Source organism: Streptomyces sp. NPDC054794 (assembly GCF_053611585.1).
On record NZ_JBSHAQ010000003.1, the window covers coordinates 106,861 to 132,433 of the forward strand.

The following is a 25,573-nucleotide window of genomic DNA, read 5'->3' on the forward strand; positions in this document are numbered from 1 at the left end:
ACCTTGAGCACCGCCGCGCCCCGCCCCGCCGGCCCGGACCACCTGTGGTCGGTGGACGAGCACCTGGAGGACATCCTCACCACCGTCCGCCCGCTCGAACCGATCGAACTGCAACTGCTCGACGCCCAGGGCTGCGTCCTGGTCGACGACGTCATGGTCCCGGTCTCGCTGCCGCCCTTCGACAACAGTTCGATGGACGGGTACGCGGTGCGGGTCGCGGACGTGGCGGGTGCGAGCGAGGAGTTCCCGGCCGCCCTTGAGGTGGTCGGCGACGTGGCGGCCGGCTCGGCCGGGGCGCTGCGCGTGGGTCCCGGCCAGGCCGCCCGGATCATGACCGGAGCCCCGCTGCCGCCCGGCGCCGAGGCCGTCGTCCCCGTCGAGTGGACCGACGGAGGCCTCGGCGAGGGCCCGGTGAGCGGGATGCGCGCCCGTAGCCTGGCGCCCGAGGGGGCGGGCGGGCAGGTGAGCGTCTACCGGCCGGCCGAGGCACGCGCGCACGTCCGCGCGACGGGCAGCGACGTGAAGGCCGGCGACCAGGCCCTGGCGGCCGGTACGGTCCTCGGGCCCCCGCAGATCGCGCTGCTCGCGGCGATCGGCCGCGGCACGGTCCGGGTGCGCCCCCGCCCGCGCGTGGTCGTCCTGTCCACCGGCAGTGAGCTCGTCCAGCCCGGTGAGTCGCTGGGCAGCGGCCAGATCTACGACTCCAACAGCTTCGCCCTCACCGCCGCCGCGCGGGACGCCGGTGCCATCGCCTACCGGGTGGGCGCGGTCACCGACGACGCGGAGACCCTCCGGTCCACCATCGAGGACCAGCTCATCCGCGCCGACCTGCTGGTCACCACGGGCGGGGTGAGCGTCGGGGCGTACGACGTCGTCAAGGAGGCGCTGTCGCACGTCGGCGACGAGGACGAGGCGGGCAGCGGCATCGACTTCCGCAAGCTCGCCATGCAGCCCGGCAAGCCCCAGGGCTTCGGCTCCATCGGCCCCGACCACACGCCCCTGCTCGCGCTGCCGGGCAATCCCGTCTCGTCGTACGTCTCCTTCGAGCTGTTCGTGCGCCCCGCCATCCGCACCCTGATGGGGGTGACGGACGTCCACCGGCCGACGGCCCGGGCGACCCTGACGGCGGACAAGGCGCTGAGTTCCCCGAAGGGGCGCAGGCAGTTCCTGCGCGGGGCGTACGCCGACGGCGAGGTGACGCCGGTGGGCGGGGCCGGGTCCCACCTGATCGCGGCTCTCGCGCAGGCGGACGCGCTGATCGTCGTCCCCGAGGACATGGAGTCCGTCGAGCCGGGCACCGAGGTCGAGGTGGTCCTGCTCGGCTGAGTGCGTCCCCCGACTTGGCGGTACCGTGTCGCGCACAGCAGGCCCGTGCGCCGCACCGCGACGGGCCGGGACCGGGAGCGCCTCACATCATGACCACGCCTTCCCGGGGGGAAACCCCCGGACCCCCTGCGCAGGACCGACTGACGCACATCGACGAGGTGGGCGCCGCCCGCATGGTCGACGTGTCCGACAAGGACGTGACCGCGCGCACCGCCCGCGCCAGCGGCCGCGTCCTGGTCTCGCCCCGCGTGGTCGAGCTGCTGCGCGGCGAGGGCATGCCCAAGGGAGACGCCCTGGCCACCGCGCGCATCGCGGGCATCATGGGCGCCAAGCGCACCCCGGACCTGATCCCGCTGTGCCACCCGCTGTCGGTGTCCGGTGTGAAACTGGATCTGTCGGTCGCGGACGACGCCGTCGAGATCCTGGCCACCGTGAGGACCACGGACCGCACGGGCGTCGAGATGGAGGCCCTCACGGCGGTGTCGGTCGCCGCGCTCACCGTGATCGACATGGTCAAGGCGGTCGACAAGGGAGCGGTCATCACGGACGTACGCGTGGAGGAGAAGACGGGCGGCAAGTCGGGCGACTGGAGCCGGGCGTGAACGCCGGGCCGACCGTCGGCGCGGGCGCGCCCGCGCGGTACCGCGCGCTGGTCGTGACCGCCTCCAACAGGGCCGCAGCGGGCGTCTACGCGGACAAGGGAGGCCCGATGGTCGCCGACGGCCTCAGGGGCTTCGGCTTCGTCGTGGAGGGGCCGCGGGTCGTCCCGGACGGAGACCCGGTGGAGGCCGAGCTGCGTGCCGCGGTCGAGGCCGGGTACGACGTCGTCGTCACCACCGGCGGCACCGGCGTCTCGCCCACCGACCGCACCCCCGAGGCCACCCGCCGGGTGATCGACTACGAGGTGCCGGGCATGGCCGAGGCCATCCGTGCGTTCGGACGGGAGAAGGTGCCGACCGCGGCGCTGTCCCGGGGACTGGCCGGAGTGGCCGGCCGGACGCTGATCGTCAACCTGCCGGGGTCGAGCGGTGGCGTGCGGGACGGGCTGGCCGTCCTGGAGCCGCTGCTCGCCCACGCCGTCGACCAGATCCGGGGCGGCGACCACCCCAGGCCGGACGCCGAGTCCGCCGCGGCCGGCGACGACCGCTCCAGACGCCCTGGGGGTGCGAGCTGAACAGCCCATCCTGGCCCGTCGTGCTGGCGGACGGCGACATCGTCCTCCGGCCGATAAAGCTGCGCGACCAGCGGGCCTGGCGCGAGGTCAACCGGCGCAACCGGGACTGGCTGCGTCCCTGGGAGGCGACCATTCCGCCGCCCACGCCCAGCGGGCCGATCGCGCACCGGCCGACCTACCGGCAGATGGTCCGGCACCTGCGGTCCGAGGCGCACTCGGGCCGGATGCTGCCGTTCGTCATCGAGTACCAGGGGCAGCTGGTCGGGCAGTTGACGGTCGCCGGAATCACCTGGGGCTCCATGTGCTCGGGGCACATCGGCTACTGGGTGGACGAGTCGGTCGCCGGCCGCGGGGTGATGCCGACGGCCGTCGCTCTCGTGGTGGACCACTGTTTCCGCATGGTCGGTCTGCACCGCATCGAGGTCTGCATTCGCCCCGAGAACCGGCCCAGCCGCCGGGTGGTGGAGAAACTCGGATTCCGCGAGGAGGGGCTGCGGCCGCGTTATCTCCACATCGACGGCGCCTGGCGCGACCACCTCGTCTTCGCGCTCACCGCGGAAGAGGCGCCCGAGGGGTTGCTGAACCGTTGGCAGCGGGCACGATCCGGGACGACGCCGGACACCCGCAACACACCGCGGAATCCGCAGAGCACTCCGGGGAATGCCTCGTAGCCCGGGAAATTGAATGTATGTTCGAAATTGATCGCCGGATGAGCGTCTCGTGCCCATTGAATTCGCGGCTCCGGCGGCCCGCTGATCGCATCGGTCGAAAAAAAGCTGGAAATATCAGCCAGATCGTGCGACACACCGGCCGAATTGGCAGATGGCCTCACGCAAACCCCTCTACCGTGTGAGGCGTGAGCAGCAGCGGCCTCATCTACGCAGTCATTGTCGGGGCCTGGGCCGCCTACTTGGTGCCGATGTGGCTCCGTAGGCAGGACGAGCTGAATGAGGCCCGTCCGACGGAACGCTTCAGCACGGCCATCCGGCTCCTGTCCGGACGGGCGGGGATGGAGCGCCGATACGCCAAGGACCTGCGGGCGCGCTCCGACCAAGAGGGGGAGCCCGACGCCGACCCGGACGCGGTCACCGATTCGGTGGACGTCCGGGCCTTCGCCGTGCCTCCGACGCGCCGTCAGGTGCGGGCGGACGCCGAGCCCAAGGCCCCGGTACCCGAGCCCAAGTCCCCCTCCGCGCCGACGCCTTCGGCCTCGACCCCGGTGTCACCCTCCTCGCCCGCGCAGAAGCGGGTGCCGGCGGCCCGGCGCGCGCCCTCGCCGCAGGCGGCAGCGGCGCGTGCCCAGCGGACGAAGGTGCTCGCGCGCCGTCGGCGCACCACGGTGATGCTCTTCATCGTCTTCACGCTCGGCGCCGTCGTCGCGGCCGTCGGCGGGCTCTCCTTCCTGTGGGCGCCTGCCGTGCCCGCCGTCCTCCTGAGCGGGTACATCGCCTACCTGCGCTCCCAGGAACGCCGGCGCTTCGCCTTCCAGATGGACCGGCGCCGGGCCGAGGCCGCGGCGCAGCGGCTGCGGGAGCGTCAGCCACGCCGCCGCGCGCCGCTGGACGAGGGTGTGGCCGCCGACGAACCGGACGAGGGACCAGAGACCGACGCCGACACCGACACCGAACTGTCCGCGCTCGCCGCCGACCGGCGCGCCCTCGTCGAGCAGACCGACCACGCGGAGTGGGTCGACCAGCAGCGCGAGCGGCAGCGGCGGCCCGGGCAGGGGGACAGCTGGGACCCGGTGCCGGTGCCCCTGCCGACGTACGTGACCGCGCCGGTCGCGCCGCGCGCCACCTCGGACGTGGACCTCGGGGCGCCCGACGCGTGGAGTTCGGCGCGGTCCAGTGCCGTCGCGCCGGAACACGCGGAGCGGCCGGAGCAGCCGGGCCAGGCCGAGCAGGCGGCGAAGCCGGGCGCGCGGGAGGCCGAGGAGCAGGAGCCGGCACCCGCGGCCGAGGACAAGTCGGCGGGCGGCCGCAGCGACGCACGCCGCGCCGCCTCCGCGCGCCGGGCACGGGAGCGCGGGCGCACGCCGCTCTTCGACCAGTACGAGGACGGCGACCGGCCGCGCGCGGCCAACGAGTGATGTCCCCGGCGCCGGCCGGGGCCGGACCCCGCCCCTGACCAGTCCGGGAACGGATTTCCAAGCACCCCGACGGGGATGCTAAAGTTTCACTCGTTGCAAGGGCCTGTGGCGCAGTCCGGTAGCGCACCTCGTTCGCATCGAGGGGGCCAGGGGTTCAAATCCCCTCAGGTCCACGCAGCATGAAGCCCCTGTCGGCAGTAGCCGACAGGGGCTTCATCGTGTGTGCGTCGAGGCACAGGCGGCCCAAGTGGGCCGCCTGTGATCCGGGTTACAGGAGCTTCGCGTAGCAGCGGCTCGACTCGTACCCGCGGTAGTAGCCGAACTTGACGCACGGCTCGTAGCCGCTGGAGGCGTACAGGGCGATGGCCTCCGGCTGCTTGGTGCCCGTCTCCAGGACCATGCGGACGCGGCCGGCCGCGCGGGCGTCGTCCTCCAGGGCCGCCAGCATGCGGCGGGCCAGGCCGCGGCCGCGCATCGCGTCGATCACGAACATGCGCTTGAGTTCCGCGTCGCCGTCCTCGTGCCCCTCGCCGTTCGCGTCCTGGCTGCGCCAGCCGCCGGTGGCCACGGCGCGGCCGTCCTCGTCGTAGGCGATCAGGTACACGCCCTTCGGCGGCTCGAAGTGCGCCGCGTCCAGGGCCGTGGCGTCGCCGCCGTCGCCGTAGCGCACGTGGTACTCGGCCTGGACCTCGTCGTTGAGCCGGACGGCGTCGGGGTGGTCGAAGGGGACGCGCTGTATGTTCATGCTGATCATCGTACTTCTATGCAGAGGGATGGACGGTGCCTCGTCCAGTGTGCCGGTATCGTGCCCTGGTGCTGACTGTGACCTCTGTGAATGTGAACGGGTTGCGGGCCGCCGCGAAGAAGGGCTTCGTGGAGTGGCTCGCCGAGACCTCCGCGGACGTAGTCTGCCTGCAGGAGGTGCGCGCGGAGCCGCAGCAGCTGCCCGAGGGTGTGCGGCAGCCAGAAGGCTGGCACGTGGTGCACGCCCCGGCCGCCGCCAAGGGCCGCGCGGGCGTCTCCCTCTACACACGGCGCGAGCCCGACCGCGTCCAGGTGGGCTTCGGGTCGGCCGAGTTCGACGGGAGCGGCCGGTACGTCGAGGCCGATCTGCCCGGGGTCACCGTCGCCTCCCTCTACCTCCCCGCCGGCGAGGTCGGTACCGAGCGACAGGACGAGAAGGTCCGCTTCATGGACGAGTTCCTCGCCCACCTGAAGGGGCTGCGCGCGCGGGCCGCCGCCGACGGGCGCGAGGTCCTCGTGGTCGGCGACTGGAACATCGCCCACCAGCAGGCCGACCTCAAGAACTGGCGCGGCAACATCAAGAACTCCGGCTTCCTGCCGGAGGAACGGGCGTGGCTCGGCAGCGTCCTGGACCCGGCCGACGGCGGGTACGTCGACGTCGTGCGCGCCCTGCACCCGGATGTCGAGGGGCCGTACACGTGGTGGTCGTACCGGGGGCGGGCCTTCGACAACGACACGGGATGGCGCATTGACTACCACGTCTCGACGCCCGGGCTCGCCGGCAAGGCGGTCAAGGGCTTCGTCGAGCGGGCGGCGACGCACGGCGAGCGGTGGTCGGACCACGCGCCGGTGACGGTCGTCTACAGCCTCTAGGGCGACGGCGGCGCCGCCCCTGCGGCTCAGGCGCGTTTGCGCAGCCGCCGGTCCAGGGCCAGGGACAGCTCCGCCGCCACCACGCCGGCCGCCAGCGGGCGCAGGCGCTGCAGGTCCTCCTCCGGGCCGTGGCGCAGGACGAGTTCGGTGAAGAGTTCGGCCAGGGCGTCCGCGTGCTCGCGCACCCGGCCGGCCGCCGCCAGGACCTCCGCGAGCGGGATGCCCTCGCGGACCAGCGTGGAGGACACGTCCAGCAGACGGCGGCTGATGTGGACGATCTCGTCGCCGTCCGTGCCCAGGTAGCCGAGTTCCATGGCCGCGCCGAGGTTCTCCGGGGTGACCTCGCCCTCGAAGCGGGCGGCGAGTTCCTCGGGGGTCAGCCGGACCGGCTCCTCCTCGGTGGGGGCGCCGATGCCGAGCAGGTCGGCGACGTCCCGGCCCTGGTCGAGGGCCTCCGCGAGTTCCGCGATGCCGCTGAGGGTGTGGCCGCGCTCCAGCAGCGCCGAGATCGTGCGCAGCCGGGCCAGATGGTGGTCGTCGTACCAGGCGATACGGCCCTCGCGGCGCGGCGGGGGGATCAGCTTGCGCTCGCGGTAGAAGCGCAGGGTGCGCACCGTGATGCCGGCCAGTCGCGCCAGCTCCTCCATCCGGTACTCGCGCTGCTCACCGGGTCGTTCTCCGTCTTCAGCCACGCCTGCAGCCTATGTTGTACCGCCGGTAACTTTCCTTTCCCCAACCCCTACCCATCGGTACGGAGCTGCTCTACCCTCCCATTGCGCCAGTGTTCACTGGCACGGTTCAACGAGTCCTATGCGACGCCTGGAGGCTTCGGGATGGCCGAGCACGAGCATGTACGGGTGGCGGTGATCGGATCCGGGTTCGGCGGGCTGGGGGCGGCCGTCCGGTTGCGCCGCGAGGGGATCACCGACTTCGTCGTCCTGGAGCGGGCGGACAGCGTCGGCGGCACCTGGCGGGACAACAGCTACCCCGGGTGCGCCTGCGACGTACCTTCCCACCTGTACTCCTTCTCCTTCGCGCCCAACCCCGACTGGCCGCGCACCTTTTCCGGACAGGAGCACATCCGCGCCTACCTGGAGCACGTCACCGACGTCTTCCACCTCCGGCCGCACATCCGGTTCGGCGCCGAGGTGAAGCGGATGACCTGGGACCCGGAGCGGCTGCGCTGGGACATCGAGACGGCGAGCGGGGCGCTCAGTGCCGACGTCGTCGTCTCCGCCACCGGGCCGCTGTCCGACCCGAAGACGCCGGACGTCCCGGGCCTGGACTCCTTCCCCGGAAAGGTCTTCCACTCGGCCCGCTGGGACCACGACTACGACCTGCGCGGCAAGCGCGTCGCGATGGTCGGCACCGGCGCGTCCGCCATCCAGATCGTGCCCTCCATCCAGCCCGAGGTCGCGAAGCTCACCCTCTTCCAGCGCACCCCGCCCTGGGTGATGCCCCGCATCGATCGGGCCATCAGCGGCGCCGAGCGTCTGCTGCACCGCTCCCTGCCGTTCACCGCGCAACTGCGGCGCGGACTGCTGTGGGGCATCCGGGAGTTGCAGGTCCAGGCCTTCACCAAGCACCCAGACGAGCTCGGCTTCGTCGAGCAGTTGGCCCGGCGCAACATGGCCCGCGCCATCAAGGACCCGGCGCTGCGCGCCAAGCTGACCCCCGACTACCGCATCGGCTGCAAGCGGATCCTGCTGTCCAGCGCGTACTACCCGGCCCTGGCCAAGGCCAATGTGGACGTGGTCGCCGGCGGGCTCGACGAGATCCGCGGCTCGACGCTCGTCGCCGCCGACGGCAGCGAGGCCGAGGTCGACGCGATCATCTTCGGTACGGGCTTCCACGTCACCGACATGCCGATCGCCGAGCGGGTGGTCGGGGCGCAGGGCACGACGCTGGCCGAGGAGTGGAAGGGCGGGATGCAGGCCCTGCGCGGGGCCTCGGCCGCCGGGTTCCCCAACTGGATGACGATCATCGGGCCCAACACCGGCCTCGGGAACTCCTCCATGATCCTGATGATCGAGTCCCAGCTGAACTACATGGCCGACTTCGTCCGGCAGCTCGGTGTGCTCGGCGGCCGAGTCGCCCTGGACGCCCGCCCGGGTGCCGTCCAGGCGTGGAACGACACGGTGCAGGAGCGCATGCGGCGCACAGTGTGGTCCACCGGCGGCTGCACCAGCTGGTACCTGGACGCGAGCGGCCGCAACACCACCATCTGGCCCGGCACGACCTCCGAGTTCCGGCGGGCCACACGACGGGTGGACCTCGCGGAGTACGAGGTGCTCCGCCCGCAGGCGAAGAGGGCGTCCGAGAGCGACACCCTCGGCGAGGGCGCGGAGGTGGCGGCATGAGCCGGCTCACCCGCCCCCAAGCTCTCGGCTCCGCTCGAGCAGGGGGGACCCCCGTCGCCACCGGCCCCTACGCCCCGCCCGCCCCCGCCCGCGAACTCACCGCCGTCTCCGCCGACGGCGCCCGCCTGCACGTCGAGGTGCACGGCCCCGAGGACGCGCCCCCCGTCGTCCTCGCCCACGGCTGGACCTGCTCGACCGCCTTCTGGGCGGCGCAGATCCGGGACCTGGCCGCGGATCACCGGGTCATCGCGTACGACCAGAGGGGCCACGGGCACAGCCCGGCGAGCCCCGCCTGCACGACCGAGGCGCTCGCGGACGACCTGGAGGCGGTGCTCGCCCACACGCTCGCGGCCGGCGAGAAGGCCGTCGTCGTGGGGCACTCCATGGGCGGGATGACGGTGATGGCCGCCTCCGCGCGCCCCCGGTTCCGGGAACACGCGGTGGCCGTCCTGCTGTGCAGCACGGGCAGTTCGCGGCTCGTCGCGGAGTCCCGTGTGGTGCCGCTGCGCGCCTGCCGCCTGCGCACCTGGCTCACCGCGCGCGTTCTCGGATCGTCCGCCCCGCTCGGTCCGGTCACTCCCGTCGCCAAGCGGATCCTCAAGTACGCCACGATGGGCGCCGGTTCCGCCCCGCACATGGTCGAGGCCTGCGCGCGGATCGTGCACGCCTGCCCGCGCACCGTGCGGCACGCCTGGTCGAAGGTGCTGGAGCGGCTCGACCTCGACCAGGGCGTACGGGAGTTGAAGGTGCCGACGGCGGTCGTCGTCGGCACCGCCGACCGGCTCACGCCACCGGTGCACGCGCGGGCGCTCGTCGCCGCGCTTCCGGCGTGCGTCGGCATGACCGAGCTTCCCGGGCTCGGCCACATGACACCGGTGGAGGCACCCGAGTTGGTCACCGGGAAGATCCGGGAACTCGTCGCCACGTACGCACACATCAAGGAGGGCGCATGAGCAGGGTCGGCCTCGAAGGACAGGTAGTGGTCGTCACCGGAGCCGCGCGCGGTGTCGGTGAGCTGCTCGCCCGCAAACTCTCCGCGCGCGGCGCCAAGGTGGCGCTGGTCGGTCTGGAGGCGGACGCGCTCAAGGAGGTCTCCGGGCGGCTGCACAGCGAGAGCGACCACTGGTACGCCGACGTCACCGACCACGAGGCGATGGCCCGGGTGGCGCACGAGGTCAAGGAGCGCTTCGGCAAGGTCGACATCGTCGTCGCCAACGCCGGTGTGGCGAACGGCGGTCCGTTCGTCGACTCCGATCCGCAGGCCTGGCGGCGGGTGATCGAGGTCAACCTGATCGGCTCGGCGGTGACCGCGCGCGCCTTCCTGCCGGTGCTCACCGAGAGCCGCGGCTATCTGCTGCAGGTCGCCTCACTCGCCGCGATCACCCCGGCGCCGATGATGACGGCGTACTGCGCGTCCAAGTCGGGCGTGGAGGCGTACGCGCACTGCCTGCGCGCCGAGGTCGCCCACGAGGGCGTGCGCGTCGGCGTCGCGTATCTGTCGTGGACCGACACGGACATGGTGCGTGGTGCCGACCAGGACGACGTCATGCGGGAGCTGCGGCAGCGGCTGCCCTGGCCGGCCAACAAGACCTATCCGCTGGGCCCGGCGGTGGACCGGATCGTCGCCGGGATCGAGCGCCGCTCCAGCCATGTGTACGGGCAGCGGTGGCTGCGCGGCATGCAGGGGGTGCGCGGGTATCTGCCGGGGCTCATCGGGACGGTGGGCGGGCGCGAGATGCGGCGGTTCGCGCCGCGGCTGCGCGGCATGCGCACGGGGCTGGTCGGTGCGGGCGGAGAGGCCGACGAACAGGCGCGTGCTACGCACCGTGACTGATCGACATGCGGAGCGTGTCCGGCCGTGTGAATCTGGTCGAGGCCCCACCGGGCCCCGTCGCGGGGCCGATCCCGGGGCCGTTTCCCCCACCCACCACGGGAGTGAACCCTCATGGGTATGAAGGACCAGCACCAGGACCAGGGCAAGCAGAAGGCGGGCCAGGCCCGTGAGAAGGCCGGCCAGCGCGCCCAGCAGCAGCCCCAGCGGGGTCAGCAGCAGCCGCAGCGTGGCCAGCAGCCGCGTGACCGTGCCCACCAGCAGGGCGAGGACACGGACATGGAGATGCGCGACCGCCTCGACCGGGACTATGACGCCTGACGCAGTGCGGTAGGCCGTCGGCCGGAAAGGGTGCCCCTGACGAGGGGCACCCTTTTCCATGTCCGTCCGTGTCTTTCCCGGTCCTCGCTACGCCCGCGGCGGCAGCTTCGGCCGGGAGCGGTCCGGTACGTCGCTGAGGTCGGGCGGGGTCGCCGCCGGGTTCGTGGTCAGCAGGTCCAGGGCCAGCTGCACGGCGTCGTCCATCTCGACATGGCGGCCCTCCGCCCAGTCCAGCGGGGTGCGCAGGATGTCCAGGTCGGGGGCGACACCGTGGTTCTCCACGGACCAGCCGTACGCGTCGAACCAGGCCGCGTTCATCGGCACCGTGATCACCGTGCCGTCGCCCAGCCGGTGCCGCCCGGTCATCCCGACCACGCCGCCCCAGGTGCGCTGGCCGACGACCGGACCGAGCTTGAGCAGCTTGAAGGCCGCCGTGATCATGTCGCCGTCGGAGGAGGTCGCCTCGTCCGCCAGGGCGACGATCGGGCCGCGGGGCGCGTTCGAGGTGTACGACACCGGCTGGGCGTTGCGCGTCAGGTCCCAGCCGAGGATGACCCGCGTCAGCTTCTCGATGACCAGCTCGCTGATGTGCCCGCCCGCGTTGCCGCGCACGTCCACGATCAGCGCGGGCCGGGACACCTCCATGCGCACGTCGCGGTTGAACTGGGCCCAGCCCGAGCCGCCCATGTCGGGGATGTGCAGATAGCCGCACCGGCCGCCGCTCGACTCCCGGACCACCGCGCGGCGTTTGGCCACCCAGTCCTGGTAGCGCAGCGGCCGCTCGTCGATCAGCGGGAGCACCGCGACCCGCCGCGCCCGCCCGGCCTCCCCCTCCGCCGGGACGAACGTCAGCTCCACGGTCGTACCGCCGGAGCCGGCGAGCAGCGGATACGGTCCCGTCACCGGATCCACCGGCCGGCCGTCCACGTGGGTGAGCACCGCGCCCTCGCGGATGCCGGTACCGGCCAGCGGGGAGCGGGCCTTGGAGTCGGAGGAGTCGCCGGGCAGGATCCGCCGGACGACCCAGCCGCCGTCCCGGCACACGAGGTTGGCGCCGAGCAGGCCCTGGTAGCGCTGGTAGCTGGGCGGGCCCTCGTTGCGGCGGGCGGCGGTGACATAGGCGTGGGAGGTGCCCAGCTCGCCGAGCACCTCGCGCAGCAGGTCGGCGAACTCGTCGGGGGAGGCGACCCGTTCGACCAGCGGCCGGTACTGGTCGAGGACCGCGTCCCAGTCGATGCCGCACATCCCGGGATCCCAGAAGTAGGCCCGGATGAGGCGGCCGGCCTCGTCGTAGGCCTGGCGCCATTCGGCGGGCGGGTCGACCCAGTGCAGGATCCGGCGCAGGTCGATCCAGGTGGTCGTGTCGCTGTCGCCGGACTCGGTGGAGGGCACGGCCCGCAGGTCGCCCTCGTCCATGACCACCAGCCGGGTCCCGTCGCCGCTGACCCTGAACCAGTCCAGGTGGGCCACGAGTTCGGACTTCTTCGCCTTGGTGAGGTTGAAGTACTCCAGGGTGGGGCGCTCGCTGGGGTCGCTGGGGTTCGCGAACGTCTCGCCCAGCGCGCCCGAGATCGGCCAGCGCAGCCAGACCAGACCGCCACCGTTGACCGGGTGCAGCCCCGAGTACTTGGAGGCCGAGACCGGGAACGGGGTGACCCTGTTCTCCAGTCCCTCGGTCTCCACGGTCACCGCGCTGCTGTCACCGGTGTCCTCGTCCTCCAGGGGATCCAGGCCCCCGGCGGCCGGCCGGCCCTCCGGGTTCAGGGCGAACGGGGAGGGGGTGGCCGAGGACAGCGGGACGAGGTAGGGGCGGCAGCCGAGCGGGAAGGACAGGTCGCCGGTGTGCACGTCGTACACCGGGTCGAAGCCGCGCCAGGACAGGAACGCCAGATAGCGGCCGTCCCGGGTGAACACCGGGTTCTCGTCCTCGAAGCGGCCGTTGGTGACGTCGACGATCAGCCGGTCCTTGATCCGGGCCAGCTTGATCTGCCGCAGCGTCCGGCCGATCCCCGGGTGCGACCAGGTCAGCCAGGAGCCGTCCGGCGCGAAGGCCAGGTCCCGCACGGGCCCGTTGAGGGAATGGATCAGCTCGGTGACCTCGCCGCCCGAGTCCTCGGTCGCGTCGAGCAGCAGCAGTCGGCCGTCGTGCGCGGCGATGGCGAGGCGTTCGCCCAGCGGGTCCGATACCAGTTCCAGGACCCGGCCGAGCTCGCCGGAGGCCAGCCGGCGCGGCGGGCGGTCGCCGGTGGCCCGGGGCAGGCAGGCGATCTCGATCGCGTCCTCGCCCTCGGCGTCGGTGACGTAGGCGACCTGCCCGGTCGAGCCGAGCATCTCCGGCAGCCGGACGCGGACGCCGGGCGTGTCCGTGAGGGTGCGGGCGGGGCCGTCGCGGTGGGTGAGCCAGTACAGGCTGCCGCGTACGACGACGGCGCTGGCGCGTCCGGTCTCGTCGACCGAGAGTCCGCCCACGTGCTGGGCGGCCGGCACCTGGTAGCGGCGGCGCCCCGCGCGCGGGCCGGACAGGCGCACGTCGAGCTTGTGCGGCACCGCGTTCGGCGCCAGGTCGTCCACGAGCCACAGGTCGCCCGCGCACTGGTACACGATCCGGGTGCCGTCGCTGGCGGCGTGCCGGGCGTAGAAGGCGTCGTGGTCGGTGTGACGGCGCAGGTCGGTGCCGTCGTACGCGCAGGAGTAGAGGTTGCCGACGCCCTCGTGGTCGGAGAGGAAGGCGATCCGGCCGCCGACGAACATGGGGGAGTCCAGATGGCCGCCGATGCCCTCAAGGAGCCGCTGCCCGTGCAGCCACAACCGGCCCATGGCGCCGCCGCGGTAGCGCTTCCAGGAGGCGGGTTCGTGCGGCGGGGTGCCGGTCAGGAGCAGGGTCCGGTGCCCCTCGTCGAGGTCGGCGACCTGGATGTCGGAGACCGGTCCCCAGGGGAGCTGGCGGCCGGGGTCGCCGTCGGTGGCGACCTTGTAGGCCCAGGTGAAGTACGAGAAGGGCTGGCCGTGGGAGGCGACGGCGAGGATCTCGCCGTCCGGGGTCCAGCCGCAGACCCGGGTGTCGGCGCTTCCCCAGTACGTCAGCCGCTGCCCGGGCCCGCCGTCCACGCCGACCAGGTGGATCTCGGGCGCGAGGCTGCGCCAGCTCGTGTACGCGATGTGGCTGCCGTCGGGGGAGAAGCGGGGGTGGCCGGTCTTGGCGCGGTCCACGGTGAGCCGCGAGGCGCGGCCCGGGGCGTCGAGGGGGGCCAGCCAGAGATCGTCCTCCGCCACGAAGCACAGCTGTTCGCCGCTGAGATGCGGCATGCGCAGATAGCTCACCTACCCATGCTTTTCCCGGGGATGGAGTGGAGCAACTCGTGACAGGTCCGGGCGACTCGGTACGGCGTGACCCAGGACACGTACGAAACTGTTTCGTTTCGCAGGAGCCTGCGCTACATTCGTGTCGTACGAAACGGTGTCGTTCGACGCAGAACGTCGAAGCGGGAAGGTGGGAGAGATGACCGAGGTCGCGACAGCGCGCCGCAGTCGTATCACGCCGGAGCGCGAGGCCGAGTTGTACGAGGCCGTGCTCGACCTGCTCCGCGAGGTCGGCTACGACGCCCTGACCATGGACGCCGTGGCCGCTCGCACGCGGTCCAGCAAGGCCACGCTCTACCGCCAGTGGGGCGGCAAGGCCGAACTGGTGGCGAAGGCGGTGCGGCACAACAAGCCGGGCGGCTCCGCCGACGAGGTCGACACCGGGTCGCTCAGGGGCGATCTGCACGCCCTCACCCTGCGGTCGGACGACTGCGAGATGGAGCAGAACTCCGCGCTGATGCGGGGTCTGGCCATGGCGATCCACGGCAACCCGGACCTCCTGAAGGCGTTCCGGGAGCACCTGATCGAGCCGGAGACGGCGGAGTTCCGGACCGTGCTGCAACGGGCGGTCGACCGGGGCGAGGTCCGTGCGGACAACCCCGCGATCGACTACGTGATGCACATGATGATCGGCGGGTTCGCCGCCCGCACCCTGATCGACGAGCAGCCGCCGACACAGGCGTTCCTGCTGTCGTACATCGACGCCGTTGTGCTCCCCGCCCTCGGCGCCCCCACTCACTGACACTTCCCCGTAGTCCCAGCAGCCCCACCTGACGTCACCGCTCACGTCGTCGGGCCGGTCACCCCTGCCACCCACGGGGTTGATCAACCCTGCCCTGAACACCCCACGACTGATCGGGAGTACGCCCTCGTGGCCACGTTCCTCTACAAACTGGGCCGACTCGCCTTCCGGCGACGGCACTTCGTCGCCCTCATATGGGTGGCGCTGCTGACACTGGCGGGCGTCGGCGCGGCGAGTGCGCCCGCGGCCGGAAACAGTTCCTTCTCCGTTCCCGGCACGGAGTCCCAGAAGGCCTTCGACCTGCTGGAACAGCGCTTCCCCGGCACGACCGCCGACGGCGCCACCGCACGTGTCGTCTTCAGGGCGCCGAGCGGCGAGAAGATGACGGCCGCCGCCAACAAGAAGATCGTGAAGAAGACGGTCGCGGAGCTGAAGGACGGCTCCGAGGTCGCCTTGGTCGACGACCCCTACAAGACCAGGGCCGTCAGCAAGGACGGCACGGTCGCCTACGCCTCGGTGCGCTACAAGGTCTCCGGCATGGAGCTGAAGGACTCCACGCGGGACGCCCTCAAGGAGGCCGCGCAGGCCGCGCGGGGCGCCGGGCTGACCGTCGAGGTCGGCGGTGACGCGCTGACCGCCGCGCCCGAGACCGGCGCCACCGAGGTCATCGGCATCGCCATCGCCGCGGTCGTCCTCGTCATCACCTTCGGCTCGCTGCTCGCGGCCGGACTGCCGCTGGTCACCGCCCTCATCGGCGTCGGCATCGGCGTCTCCACCATCGCCGCGCTCGCCAGCGCCCTGGACCTGGGCACCACCACCTCCACCCTGGCCTCGATGATCGGCCTCGCCGTCGGCATCGACTACGCCCTGTTCATCGTCTCCCGCTACCGCGCCGAACTGGCCGAGGGCCGCGAGCGCGAGGAAGCGGCCGGGCGGGCCGCCGGCACGGCGGGCTCAGCGGTCGTCTTCGCGGGCTTGACCGTGGTGATCGCCCTGGTCGGCCTGTCCGTGGTCAACATCCCGATGCTGACCAAGATGGGCGTGGCCGCCGCGGGCACGGTCGCCATCGCGGTCCTCATCGCGCTCACCCTCATCCCGGCGCTGCTCGGCTACGCGGGCCGCAAGGTGCGCCCGGCGGGCGAGAAGAGCAAGCTGCTGGGCGGTGGCCGCAAGGCCAAGCACCCCCACAAGGCCGGCCGCCCGAACATGGGCACCCGCTGGGCGAGCTTCGTCGTGCGCCGCCCGGTCGCCGTCCTGCTGCTGGGCGTCGTCGGCCTCGGTGCCGCGGCCGTCCCCGCCGCCTCTCTCGAACTCGGACTGCCCGACGACGGCTCCCAGCCGACGTCGACCACGCAGCGCCGCGCCTACGACCTGCTCTCCGACGGCTTCGGCCCCGGCTTCAACGGCCCCCTGATGGTCGTGGTCGACGCCAAGGGCAGCGACGACCCCAAGACCGCCTTCAAGGAGGTCGGCAAGGAGATCAAGGGCCTCAAGGACGTCGTGACGGTGACCCCGGCCGCGCCCAACGAGGCCGGCGACACCGCGACGATCACCGTGATCCCGAAGTCCAAGCCGTCCTCGACGACCACCGAGGACCTGGTGCACGCGATCCGCGACAAGGGCGCGGACATCAAGGCCGACACGGACGCGCAGGTCCTGGTCACCGGCACGACGGCGATGAACATCGACACGTCGCAGAAGCTGAACGACGCGCTCGTCCCGTACCTGGCGCTGGTCGTCGGACTGGCCTTCCTCCTCCTGATCCTGGTCTTCCGCTCGATCCTGGTCCCCCTCAAGGCGGCCCTCGGCTTCCTGCTCAGCGTGATGGCGGCCCTCGGCGCCGTGGTCGCGGTCTTCCAATGGGGCTGGCTGTCCGGACTCATGGGCGTCGAGGAGACCGGACCGATCATGTCGATGATGCCGATCTTCATGGTCGGCGTGGTCTTCGGTCTCGCCATGGACTACGAGGTGTTCCTCGTGACCCGGATGCGGGAGGCGTACGTCCACGGGGAGAAGCCGAGCCAGGCCGTGGTGACCGGTTTCAAGCACGGAGCCCGGGTGGTGACCGCCGCCGCGGTGATCATGATCGCGGTCTTCTCCGGCTTCATCGGCTCCAGCGAGTCGATGATCAAGATGATCGGCTTCGGGCTGGCGGTCGCGGTGTTCTTCGACGCCTTCATCGTCCGGATGGCGATCGTCCCGGCGGTGCTCGCGCTGCTCGGCAAGAAGGCCTGGTGGCTGCCGAAGTGGCTGGACCGCGCACTGCCCAACGTCGATGTGGAGGGCGAGGGCCTGCGTACGCGGGACGAGGACCGCCCCCGGGACGGGGACGTGGACCGGGAGCTGGTGCGCGCCTGACGCGCCGCTTCCACCGAAGGACCGGCCGGTGAGGGATCCGTGGGGACGGGGCGCCCTCACCGGCCACTTTCCCGCGGTAAACCCGTTCGCCTGCCTCGTACCCGTACCGCTAGCGTGCCGGGCATGACGACGACAGCCGCCACTGACGCCGATGACGAGGGCTCCGGAGCCCACCCCCGGTTCGCCGCCGCCCTGGAAGAACTGGGCCTCGGCGAACTCCACTCCCGGATCCGGCGCTTCCCGGACGCGACCCGTACCGCGGCCGAGGCCGCCGCGGCCGTCGGCTGCGAGCTGAGCCAGATCTGCAAGTCCCTGATCTTCACCGTGGACAAGGCCCCGGTGCTGGTGCTCATGGACGGGGCCTCCCGGGTGGACGTGGAGCGCGTCCGCGAGGAGCTCGGCGCCGAGAAGGTCACCCGGGCCGCCGCCGACGTCGTACGGGAGACGACCGGGTACGCGATCGGGGGCGTGCCGCCCTTCGGGCACCGGACCCGGACCCGGGTGCTGGCCGACCGGTCGCTGCTGGAGCACGACCTCGTGTGGGCCGCCGCGGGCACTCCGCACACGGTCTTCCCCATGGAGCCGAAGACGCTGATCGCCCACGCGGGCGGCACCCTGGTGGACGTGCGCGAGCGCACCTCGTGACGCCGCTGGTCACCGCGGCCGTCCTGCTCGCCGCGGTCACCCACGCCTGCTGGAACGCGATCGCCCACCGGATCACCGACAAGCTGGTCGGGTTCACGTTGATCCTGGCCGGGGGTGTGCTCATCGGCCTGGCCGCCGCACCGTTCGCGCCGCTGCCGGCGTGCGGGGCATGGCCGTACCTGATCGCCTCGGCCCTCATCCACCTGCTGTACGTCGTCCTGCTGATGACGTCCTTCCGGCTCGGCGACTTCGGGCAGGCCTACCCCATCGCCCGCGGCAGCGCCCCGCTGGCCGTCACCGTGTTCGCGGCCGTCTTCGCCCACGAGGTGCCCGACCGCTGGGGAGCCGCCGGGATCGCGCTGACCTGTGCCGGCATCACCGGTGTCGCGCTGTGGGGGCTGCGCGGGCGCCGGCCCGACTGGGCCGCGATCGGGGCCGCCCTGGCGACGGGGCTGTCCATCGCCGCGTACACCGTCGTCGACGGACTCGGCGTCCGCGCCTCCGGCTCCCCCGTCGGGTACACCGCCTGGCTGATGGTGATCCAGGGCATGGCGATCCCGGCGTACGCCGTCGGCCGCTGGCGCGGCGAGACCGTCGCCCGCCTGCGGCCGTACGCGCTGCTCGGACTGTTCGGCGCCGTCCTGTCGGTCTGCGCGTACGGGCTCGTGCTGTGGGCGCAGACCCGGGCCGAGCTGGCGCCGATCGCGGCCCTGCGGGAGTCGTCGATCCTGGTCGGCGCGGCGATCGGGGCCCTGTTCTTCAAGGAGCGGTTCGGTGCGCCCCGGATCGCCGCCGCGGGGCTCCTGGTGGCGGGGATCGGGCTGATGCTGCACGCCGGTTAGCGGTACGGGACGGCGGGCTGGGGGAACATGGCCTGGGCGGCCCGCCGAAGCGCCGTACCGACCGCACGGATCAGGAAGTTGACGTCATGACAGACAAGCTCACCGTGAGCGTCCTGGGCACCGGGATCATGGGGGCCGCGATGGCCCGCAACCTCATGAAGGCCGGGCACACCGTCCGCGCCTGGAACCGCAGCCGAGCCAAGGCCGAGCCGCTGGCCGCCGACGGCGCCCATGTCGCGAGCAGCCCCGCCGAGGCGGTCCTGGGCGCCGACGTCGTCCTGACCATGCTGTACGACGGCCCGGTCACCCTTCAGGTCATGCGCGAGGCCGCTCCCGCGCTGCGCCCCGGCGCCGCCTGGATGCAGTCGACGACGGCAGGCATCGAGGCGGTCGCCGAACTGGCCGCCTTCGCCGACGAGCACGGGCTCGTCTTCTACGACGCCCCGGTGCTCGGCACCCGGCAGCCGGCGGAGGCCGGGCAGCTGACCGTGCTGGCCGCGGGCCCCAAGGACGGCCGGGCGGCGGTCGTGCCGGTGTTCGAGGCGGTCGGCGCCCACACCGTGTGGAGCGGCGACGACGGGGCCGCGGCCGGTGCCACCCGGCTGAAGCTGGTCGCCAACAGCTGGGTCCTCGCGGCCACCGCGGCCACCGGCGAGGTCCTCGCCCTCGCTCAGGCACTCGGCGTCGATCCGCAGAACTTCTTCGACCTCATCGCGGGCGGCCCGCTCGACATGGGCTATCTGCGGGCCAAGGCGGGGCTCGTCCTGGACGGTCGGCTGACCCCGGCACAGTTCGCGGTGGGCACCGCCGAAAAGGACGCGCGGCTGATCGTCCGGGCCGGCGAGACCCACGGCGTCCGCCTCGACGTCGCCGCCGCGTCCGCCGAGCGCTTCGCCCGGGCCGCCGCGCAGGGGCACGCCGACGAGGACATGGCCGCCGCGTACTTCGCGAGCTTCGACGAGGAACCCGCCTCCTGAAATCGCCGCGGTGGACCACGGCCGCCGACGTGACGCCGGAGGCGCTGAGGCGCACCCTGGAAGCAGTAATTCCGGAGGTGGTCCAGATGACGCACACCACTGTGGGTTGGCATGTCGAGCTGGAGTTCCAGGAGGACGACGAGCACACGCGTGCGGTCGCGTTGGTGCGGCTGCCCGACAGCTCGGAGGTACGGGCGCACGGGCATGCCACCCGGCATCACACCGACTCCAATCAGCCACGGGTCGGCGAGGAGATCGCCGGAGCGCGGGCGCTCAACGAACTGGCGATGCAACTGCTGACCAAGGCACACGGGGAGATAGACGCGGAGTCCGGGCGGACCTCGCACCCGATCCACGTGTGAGCGGATTCGGCCGGAGGCGGTGACGCGGTTCAGCGCGCGCCCGCGTCCAGGGCCGTACGGACCGCGCGTACCAGCGCCTGCGCCCGCGGGTCCGCGGTCACGCTCTTGCGGAAGCCGTTGGTCACATAGCCGAAGGCGATGCCCGATTCGGGATCGGCGAAGCCGAGCGGGCCGCCCCGGCCGGGATGCCCGAAGGAGGCGGGGGAAAGGAGCGGGGAAGCCGCTCCGTGCAGCATGTAGCCGAGGCCGAACCGCGTGCCCACGACCAGCACCCGGTCCGGGCCCGCCGACCGCTCGCCCCGGGCCAGTTCCACCGTCTCGGGGCTGAACAGCCGTGTGCCGCCGTCTCCTTCGCCGATCAGCGCGGCGTAGAACCGGGCCAGCCCGTCGGCCGTGGCGATGCCGTTGGAGGCGGGCAGCACGGCGGCGCGGTAGGCGGGGTCGTTCTCGTCGGGCAGCGGGGTGATCACGGCGAAGGCGCGGCGGGTCAGCGACTCGGGGTCGGCGTAGGCGTCCGAGACCGCCCGCTTGGGCCGGGTCTTCAGCCCGCCGGCCGCCGGGGCCTCGATCGGGCCCACCCGGCCGACGCGGCCGGCCTCCGTCTCGGGCAGCCCGAGCCACAGGTCCGCCCCGGCCGGACCGGCGATCTCGCTCGCGATCCACTTACCGATCGGCCGGCCGGTGACCCGGCGCACCAGTTCACCCGTCAGCCAGCTGTAGGTCTGCGCGTGGTAGCCGTGATCCGTGCCCGGCTCCCAGGCGGGCGCCTGCGTCGCGACGGCCCGCGCGCCGAGGTCGGGGTCGGCGGCCTGCTCGGGGGTGAGGGGCTGGTCCAGGACGGGAACGCCGGCCCGGTGCGCGAGCAGGTGCCACACCCGCGTGCGCTCCTTGCCCGCCGTCTTGTACTCCGGCCAGTACGCACCGACCGGCGCGTCCAGGTCCAGCTCTCCGCGCTGGTGCAGCAGCAGCGGTACGGCGGCGGCGACGCCCTTGGTCGCGGAGCGCACGATCTGCGCGGTGCCCCGCTGCCAGGGACCGGTGCCGTCGACGGCTTCGGTGCCGCCCCACAGGTCGACGACCCGGCGGCCGTCCCGGTAGACGGTGACCGCCGCGCCCCGCTCGCCGAGCAGCTCGAAGTTGCGCACGAACGCGTCCCGGACCGGCTCGAAGCCCTCGGCCACTGTGCCGTTCACGTCCACGCCCGCGGCTCCCTTCAGCTCGCCTTCGACAGTGGGTGGAACAACCACCCCGAGCCTGGGATTCCTCTGCGCCGCTAGCCGAGCAGGATCGTTACGTCGATGTTGCCTCGGGTGGCGTTGGAGTACGGGCACACCTCGTGGGCCGCGTCCACCAGCTTGCCCGCGATCTCCTCGTCGAGGACCGGGAGGGAGACGCTGAGGGCGACCGCGAGGCCGTAGCCGCGCGTCTTGTTGGGGCCGATGCCGACCTTCGCGGCGACCGTGGAGCCGGTCAGGTCGTAGCCGGCGCGGTTGCCGACCAGGATCAGCGCGTTGTGGAAGCAGGAGCTGTAGCCGGCGGCGAACAGCTGCTCCGGGTTGGTGCCGTTGCCGTCGCCGCCCAGCTCCGGCGGCATCGCCACCTTCAGGTCGATCTGCCCGTCCTGACTGGTCACATAGCCGTCCCGGCCGCCGTGCGCGGTCGCCTCGGCGAGGTACATGATCTTCGTGGGACGGGTGTCGATCGCGGCGGTGTCGCTGTCGGTGTCGGCGGCGGTGTCGACGGCGCGGCCTTCGAGCATGGCGGGACCTCCCTCAGGGGGTTAGGCGACGGCAGGCAATACAAGTGCGTGCAAGTACATCGCGCACAAGGTACCGACCGGTAAGGATGTGATCCACGTCAGGGGGTGAGACCGGGGGTAACCGGGTGCACGCGGCGTTCAGCGCGTGCGGTCGGCCGCGGCCTCCGCCCGCTGCGCGAGCTGCCGCAACTCCTCGCGCAACCGCACGACCTCCGCCCCGCCGAGCCCCGTCGCCGTGAGCAGCGCGCCGGGCACCCGTGCCGCCCGCTCCCTCAGCTCCTCCGCGCGCTCGGTGTACGTGATGAGCACCGAACGCTCGTCGTGCTCGGCGCGCTCCCGGCGTACGTAGCCCGCGCTCTCCAGCCGCTTGAGCAGCGGTGACACCGTGCCGTAGTCCAGCCGCAGGGCGGCCGCCAGCTCCTTCACCGTGGTCTCGCCGCGCTCCCAGAGCACGAGCAGCACCAGGTACTGCGGGTAGGTGAGGCCGAGGTCGTCGAGGAGCGGGCGGTACGCGGCGGTCACGGCGCGCTGGGCGGCGTACAGCGCGAAGCACAGCTGGTCGTCGAGGCGCGGGGAGTCGGCCGCCGGGGTGTCCGCGCCCGCGTTGTCCCCGTGGCCCTCGTTCGTCACGCGCCCATTGTCAGGGACGGCCGGGCCGGGCGGCCACGGACCGCGGGTCGAAGCCGAAGGGCAGCTCCAGTCGGTGGGCGCTCATCAGGGCGTCGTCGGACAGCAGTTCGTCCGTCGGACCGTCCGCCGCGATCACGCCGTCGCTCAGGATCAGCGAGCGCGGGCACAGCTCCAGCGCGTACGGCAGGTCGTGCGTGACCATCAGGACGGTGACGTCCAACGAGCGCAGGATGTCGGCCAGTTCACGGCGGGAGGCCGGGTCGAGGTTGGAGGAGGGCTCGTCCAGGACGAGGATCTCCGGCTCCATCGCCAGCACGGTCGCGACGGCCACGCGGCGGCGCTGGCCGAAGGAGAGGTGGTGCGGCGGCCGCTCGGCGAAGTCCTGCATGCCGACCCGCTCCAGGGCCGTACGCACCCGCTCCAGGAGCGCGGCCCCCTTCAGCCCGGCGGCCGCCGGGCCGAACGCCACGTCCTCGCGCACGGTCGGCATGAACAGCTGGTCGTCCGGGTCCTGGAAGACGATGCCGACCTTCTGCCGGATCTCGGCCATGTGCTTCCTGCCGACCGGCAGCCCGGCCACGGTCACCGTCCCGGCGCCGCCGCTCAGGATGCCGTTGAGGTGCAGCACGAGCGTCGTCTTGCCGGCGCCGTTCGGGCCGAGCAGCGCGACGCGCTCCCCGCGCGCGAGGGAGAAGTCCACGCCGAACAGGGCCTGATGGCCGTCGGGGTAGGCGAAGGCGAGGCCGGAGACCGCCAGTGAGGCGGGCACGGCGGACACATCGGTCACGGCAGCAGTCACAGGGCCCATCCCAGCAGACAGACGACAAGGGCGGCGAAGGGGAGGGCGAGGGCGTACGACCACTGCGCCCGGGACGCGGTCACCTCGTCGATGACCGGCATCGAACCGGCGTACCCCCGGCTCACCATGGCCAGATGCACGCGCTCCCCGCGCTCGTAGGAGCGGATGAACAGCGCGCCGGCGGACTTGGCGAGCACGCCCCAGTGGCGCACGCCCCTCGCCTCGAAGCCGCGCGACTCGCGCGCGATGCGCATCCGGCGCATCTCGTCGGTGATGACGTCGCCGTAGCGGATCATGAAGGACGCGATCTGCACCAGCAGCGGCGGGAGCTTGAGCCGCTGCAGGCCGAGGAGGAGTTCGCGCAGTTCGGTGGTGGCGGCCAGCAGTACGGAGGCGGCGACGCCCAGGGTGCCCTTGGCGAGCACGTTCCAGGCGCCCCACAGGCCGTTGACGCTCAGCGACAGGCCGAGGACGTGGACCCGCTCGCCCTCCGCCACGAACGGCATGAGCACCGCGAACGCGACGAACGGCACCTCGATCAGCAGCCGCTTGAGCAGGAAGCCCGCGGGCACGCGCGCGAGGTACGCCACGTACGCGAGCAGTACGGCGTACAGCCCGAAGGCCCACACCGCCTCGCGCGGGGTCGACACCACGACCACCACGAACGCGAAGACGGCGGCCAGCTTGGTGTGCGGCGGCAGGGCGTGCACGGGGGAGTGCCCGTGCCGGTAGAGCCTGTGCGCGTGTCCGGCACCCATGTCAGACGCCCGTGCTCACGGGCGAGACGTCCTGCGTACGGCGCCTGCGCACCGCCCAGAACACCGCGCTGCCCGCGACGACCGTGACACCGACGCCGACCACGCCCGCGAGACCGCCGGAGAGGCGGGCGTCGGAGACGTCCTTCACGCCGTAGCCGGCCAGCGGGGAGTCGGAGGACGCGTGCTTCTCCATCTTCCGGTCGATGCCCTTGTCGTGCGCGATCTTCTCCAGGCCGTCGGGGTTCGCGGAGGCGTAGAAGCTGACGAACCCGGCGAGCACGAGGGAGGCGACCAGGCCGGTGGTCCACAGCTTGCGGTGCGAGCCGGCGGCGCCCACGGCGGGGACCGGCCGGGCCGTGGGCGCGTCGACGAGCTCGCCGTTCACCCTGAGCTTCAGCCGCTGCTGGAGCCCGCGGGCGCCGTGCACGAGGTCCGGCCGTACGGCGATGACGGCGCCGACGGTGAGCGCGGTGATCGCGGCCTCGCCCAGGCCGATGAGGACGTGGACGCCGATCATCGCGGTGGCGACCTTGCCGATGGACACGTCGGTGGTGCCGCCGACCGCGTAGATGAGGGTGAAGGCGACGGCGGCGGCCGGGACGGAGAGCAGCGCGGCCGCGAACGAGGACGCGGTCACCGTGCGCCGTCCGCGCGGGAGCACCTTCACCAGGAGACGGAAGACGGCGTAGGAGACGACCGTCGTCACGATCGCCATGTCGGTGATGTTCACACCGAGCGCGGTCAGGCCGCCGTCCGCGAAGAGGATGCCCTGCATGAGCAGGACGACGGAGACGCAGAGGACGCCCGTGTAGGGGCCGACGAGTATCGCGGCGAGGGCGCCGCCGAGAAGATGGCCGCTTGTTCCGGCCGCGACGGGGAAGTTGAGCATCTGTACGGCGAAGATGAACGCCGCCACCAAACCGGCCAGCGGGGCGGTGCGCTCGTCGAGCTCGCGTCGCGCGCCGCGCAGGCTCACGGCGAGGGCGCTGGCGGCGACCGCTCCGGTGACCGCGGAGGTGGGGGCGTCGATGAATCCGTCAGGTACGTGCACCGTCCGATTCTAGTGGCTTGTTGCGAACGTTTTGCAAGAACGAGTAAGTCGTCGGTTTCGGCTCGCTCACCCGTGAGGTGCACCCACCCGATGAGCGTATTGCGGGATATATGCGACATTGGAGTGGAGGCGGATGCAGAGCTTTCGCAGAGGTCACCCAGCGTAAGGGGCTGTCCGATGTCCGTAGTCGAACAGTATGCGCGAGCCCACATAGTCACTGACGAGGACATTCGCGAGGAACCGGACGCCGTGCCGGTCGTCCTGCGCTACGACCCGGAGCATGATCCGCGGTCGGTGCGGGTCGATCTGCCCGGGCCGCACGACCAGCCGCACGAGTGGACGTTCTCGCGAGCGCTGCTGGAACAGGGGCTGAGAGCGCCGGCCGAGAGCGGCGACGTACGGGTGTGGCCGCTCGGCCGCGTCCAGGCCGTCGTGGAGCTCCACTCGTCGCACGGCGTCTCCGTCGTGCAGTTCGAGTCGAAGGCGCTCCTGAGGTTCCTGCGCCGGACGTACATGGCCGCGGAGCCCGTGGCCCGCTGACGTACCGGATCGGCCGCCCGTCGGGCCGCCGG

Annotated in this window: 26 protein-coding genes and 1 tRNA gene; 18 read left to right on the forward strand and 9 right to left on the reverse strand. The window is 72.3% G+C overall.

Going from position 1 to position 25,573, the window contains the following annotated elements; translation table 11 throughout:
- Positions 1-3 precede the first annotated feature (3 nt).
- The 6 genes from glp to ACWGKT_RS04195 all read left to right on the forward strand — a co-directional run bounded on the left by glp (position 4) and on the right by ACWGKT_RS04195 (position 4,762).
- A complete protein-coding gene (glp, locus tag ACWGKT_RS04170; RefSeq protein ID WP_356145936.1) occupies positions 4-1,326 on the forward strand; it encodes a molybdotransferase-like divisome protein Glp in 1,323 nt (440 codons plus the stop codon).
- A gap of 89 nt (positions 1,327-1,415) precedes the next feature.
- Positions 1,416-1,928: a cyclic pyranopterin monophosphate synthase MoaC gene (gene moaC, locus ACWGKT_RS04175; RefSeq protein WP_453272389.1), complete on the forward strand. Its 513-nt coding sequence runs from the start codon at positions 1,416-1,418 to the stop codon at positions 1,926-1,928.
- Positions 1,925-2,500: a MogA/MoaB family molybdenum cofactor biosynthesis protein gene (locus ACWGKT_RS04180; protein ID WP_453272390.1), complete on the forward strand. Its 576-nt coding sequence runs from the start codon at positions 1,925-1,927 to the stop codon at positions 2,498-2,500. Before moaC ends, ACWGKT_RS04180 begins: the two co-directional genes overlap by 4 nt.
- A gap of 20 nt (positions 2,501-2,520) precedes the next feature.
- Positions 2,521-3,171: a GNAT family N-acetyltransferase gene (locus tag ACWGKT_RS04185; protein ID WP_453272391.1), complete on the forward strand. Its 651-nt coding sequence runs from the start codon at positions 2,521-2,523 to the stop codon at positions 3,169-3,171.
- 185 nt (positions 3,172-3,356) lie between these two features.
- Positions 3,357-4,589, forward strand: coding sequence for a divisome protein SepX/GlpR (gene sepX, locus ACWGKT_RS04190; protein WP_453272392.1), 1,233 nt, complete (start codon positions 3,357-3,359; stop codon positions 4,587-4,589).
- Between the two features lie 99 nt (positions 4,590-4,688).
- Positions 4,689-4,762: transfer RNA gene (locus tag ACWGKT_RS04195), tRNA-Ala, on the forward strand.
- A gap of 95 nt (positions 4,763-4,857) precedes the next feature.
- On the opposite strand, the gene ACWGKT_RS04200 is transcribed toward ACWGKT_RS04195, so the two are convergent.
- Complete coding sequence (locus ACWGKT_RS04200; RefSeq protein WP_453272393.1) at positions 4,858-5,334, reverse strand: GNAT family N-acetyltransferase; 477 nt, start codon at positions 5,332-5,334, stop codon at positions 4,858-4,860.
- Between the two features lie 68 nt (positions 5,335-5,402).
- Between ACWGKT_RS04200 and ACWGKT_RS04205 the strand changes: the two genes are divergently transcribed.
- The gene (locus ACWGKT_RS04205) at positions 5,403-6,206 is read left to right on the forward strand and encodes an exodeoxyribonuclease III (RefSeq protein WP_453272394.1); all 804 of its coding nucleotides are present in this window, start codon (positions 5,403-5,405) and stop codon (positions 6,204-6,206) included.
- A 26-nt stretch (positions 6,207-6,232) separates the two neighbouring features.
- Here the strand turns inward: ACWGKT_RS04205 and ACWGKT_RS04210 are convergent, their stop codons facing one another.
- On the reverse strand, positions 6,233-6,853 hold the full coding sequence (locus tag ACWGKT_RS04210; RefSeq protein WP_356146086.1) for a MerR family transcriptional regulator: 621 nt from the start codon (positions 6,851-6,853) through the stop codon (positions 6,233-6,235).
- A 186-nt stretch (positions 6,854-7,039) separates the two neighbouring features.
- Here ACWGKT_RS04210 and ACWGKT_RS04215 point away from each other — a divergent pair, with 186 nt between their 5' ends.
- The 4 genes from ACWGKT_RS04215 to ACWGKT_RS04230 all read left to right on the forward strand — a co-directional run bounded on the left by ACWGKT_RS04215 (position 7,040) and on the right by ACWGKT_RS04230 (position 10,718).
- Positions 7,040-8,566, forward strand: a complete 1,527-nt coding sequence (locus ACWGKT_RS04215; protein WP_453272395.1) for a flavin-containing monooxygenase — start codon at positions 7,040-7,042, stop codon at positions 8,564-8,566.
- On the forward strand, positions 8,563-9,519 hold the full coding sequence (locus ACWGKT_RS04220) for an alpha/beta fold hydrolase (protein WP_453272396.1): 957 nt from the start codon (positions 8,563-8,565) through the stop codon (positions 9,517-9,519). The genes ACWGKT_RS04215 and ACWGKT_RS04220 overlap by 4 nt, the downstream gene beginning before the upstream one ends.
- Positions 9,516-10,400: an SDR family oxidoreductase gene (locus ACWGKT_RS04225; protein ID WP_453272397.1), complete on the forward strand. Its 885-nt coding sequence runs from the start codon at positions 9,516-9,518 to the stop codon at positions 10,398-10,400. Before ACWGKT_RS04220 ends, ACWGKT_RS04225 begins: the two co-directional genes overlap by 4 nt.
- A 111-nt stretch (positions 10,401-10,511) precedes the next feature.
- Positions 10,512-10,718 carry a hypothetical protein gene (locus ACWGKT_RS04230; RefSeq protein WP_453272398.1) on the forward strand — a complete coding sequence of 69 codons (207 nt, stop codon included), beginning with the start codon at positions 10,512-10,514 and terminating at the stop codon, positions 10,716-10,718.
- Between the two features lie 87 nt (positions 10,719-10,805).
- Here the strand turns inward: ACWGKT_RS04230 and ACWGKT_RS04235 are convergent, their stop codons facing one another.
- Positions 10,806-14,039, reverse strand: a complete 3,234-nt coding sequence (locus ACWGKT_RS04235; RefSeq protein WP_453272399.1) for a S41 family peptidase — start codon at positions 14,037-14,039, stop codon at positions 10,806-10,808.
- Positions 14,040-14,217: 178 nt separating this feature from the next.
- Here ACWGKT_RS04235 and ACWGKT_RS04240 point away from each other — a divergent pair, with 178 nt between their 5' ends.
- The 6 genes from ACWGKT_RS04240 (at position 14,218) to ACWGKT_RS04265 (ending at position 20,004) form a co-directional block, all read left to right on the forward strand.
- Positions 14,218-14,820: a TetR/AcrR family transcriptional regulator gene (locus ACWGKT_RS04240; protein WP_453272400.1), complete on the forward strand. Its 603-nt coding sequence runs from the start codon at positions 14,218-14,220 to the stop codon at positions 14,818-14,820.
- 129 nt (positions 14,821-14,949) lie between these two features.
- The gene (locus ACWGKT_RS04245; protein ID WP_453272401.1) at positions 14,950-17,178 is read left to right on the forward strand and encodes an MMPL family transporter; all 2,229 of its coding nucleotides are present in this window, start codon (positions 14,950-14,952) and stop codon (positions 17,176-17,178) included.
- A gap of 123 nt (positions 17,179-17,301) precedes the next feature.
- A complete protein-coding gene (locus ACWGKT_RS04250) occupies positions 17,302-17,823 on the forward strand; it encodes a YbaK/EbsC family protein (RefSeq protein ID WP_356145975.1) in 522 nt (173 codons plus the stop codon).
- The gene (locus tag ACWGKT_RS04255) at positions 17,820-18,665 is read left to right on the forward strand and encodes an EamA family transporter (protein WP_453272402.1); all 846 of its coding nucleotides are present in this window, start codon (positions 17,820-17,822) and stop codon (positions 18,663-18,665) included. Before ACWGKT_RS04250 ends, ACWGKT_RS04255 begins: the two co-directional genes overlap by 4 nt.
- An 86-nt stretch (positions 18,666-18,751) precedes the next feature.
- Complete coding sequence (locus tag ACWGKT_RS04260; protein WP_453272403.1) at positions 18,752-19,642, forward strand: NAD(P)-dependent oxidoreductase; 891 nt, start codon at positions 18,752-18,754, stop codon at positions 19,640-19,642.
- Positions 19,643-19,728: 86 nt separating this feature from the next.
- Positions 19,729-20,004 carry a DUF1876 domain-containing protein gene (locus ACWGKT_RS04265; RefSeq protein ID WP_356145981.1) on the forward strand — a complete coding sequence of 92 codons (276 nt, stop codon included), beginning with the start codon at positions 19,729-19,731 and terminating at the stop codon, positions 20,002-20,004.
- Positions 20,005-20,033: 29 nt separating this feature from the next.
- Here ACWGKT_RS04265 and ACWGKT_RS04270 read toward each other — a convergent pair whose 3' ends face one another.
- The 6 genes from ACWGKT_RS04270 to ACWGKT_RS04295 all read right to left on the reverse strand — a co-directional run bounded on the left by ACWGKT_RS04270 (position 20,034) and on the right by ACWGKT_RS04295 (position 25,001).
- The gene (locus ACWGKT_RS04270) at positions 20,034-21,203 is read right to left on the reverse strand and encodes a serine hydrolase domain-containing protein (protein ID WP_356145984.1); all 1,170 of its coding nucleotides are present in this window, start codon (positions 21,201-21,203) and stop codon (positions 20,034-20,036) included.
- A gap of 74 nt (positions 21,204-21,277) precedes the next feature.
- Positions 21,278-21,763 (reverse strand): organic hydroperoxide resistance protein, encoded by a 486-nt coding sequence (locus ACWGKT_RS04275; protein ID WP_453272404.1) that lies wholly within the window; start codon positions 21,761-21,763, stop codon positions 21,278-21,280.
- Positions 21,764-21,901: 138 nt separating this feature from the next.
- Positions 21,902-22,393: a MarR family winged helix-turn-helix transcriptional regulator gene (locus ACWGKT_RS04280; protein WP_453272405.1), complete on the reverse strand. Its 492-nt coding sequence runs from the start codon at positions 22,391-22,393 to the stop codon at positions 21,902-21,904.
- Positions 22,394-22,403: 10 nt separating this feature from the next.
- Complete coding sequence (locus ACWGKT_RS04285) at positions 22,404-23,201, reverse strand: energy-coupling factor ABC transporter ATP-binding protein (RefSeq protein WP_453272406.1); 798 nt, start codon at positions 23,199-23,201, stop codon at positions 22,404-22,406.
- Entirely contained in the window at positions 23,189-23,950 is a 762-nt protein-coding gene (cbiQ, locus tag ACWGKT_RS04290; RefSeq protein ID WP_453272407.1) for a cobalt ECF transporter T component CbiQ, read from the reverse strand. Before cbiQ ends, ACWGKT_RS04285 begins: the two co-directional genes overlap by 13 nt.
- A 1-nt stretch (position 23,951) precedes the next feature.
- Entirely contained in the window at positions 23,952-25,001 is a 1,050-nt protein-coding gene (locus tag ACWGKT_RS04295) for an energy-coupling factor ABC transporter permease (RefSeq protein WP_453272408.1), read from the reverse strand.
- Positions 25,002-25,178: 177 nt separating this feature from the next.
- Here ACWGKT_RS04295 and ACWGKT_RS04300 point away from each other — a divergent pair, with 177 nt between their 5' ends.
- Complete coding sequence (locus tag ACWGKT_RS04300; protein WP_356145993.1) at positions 25,179-25,541, forward strand: SsgA family sporulation/cell division regulator; 363 nt, start codon at positions 25,179-25,181, stop codon at positions 25,539-25,541.
- The last annotated feature ends 32 nt before the right edge of the window (positions 25,542-25,573 follow it).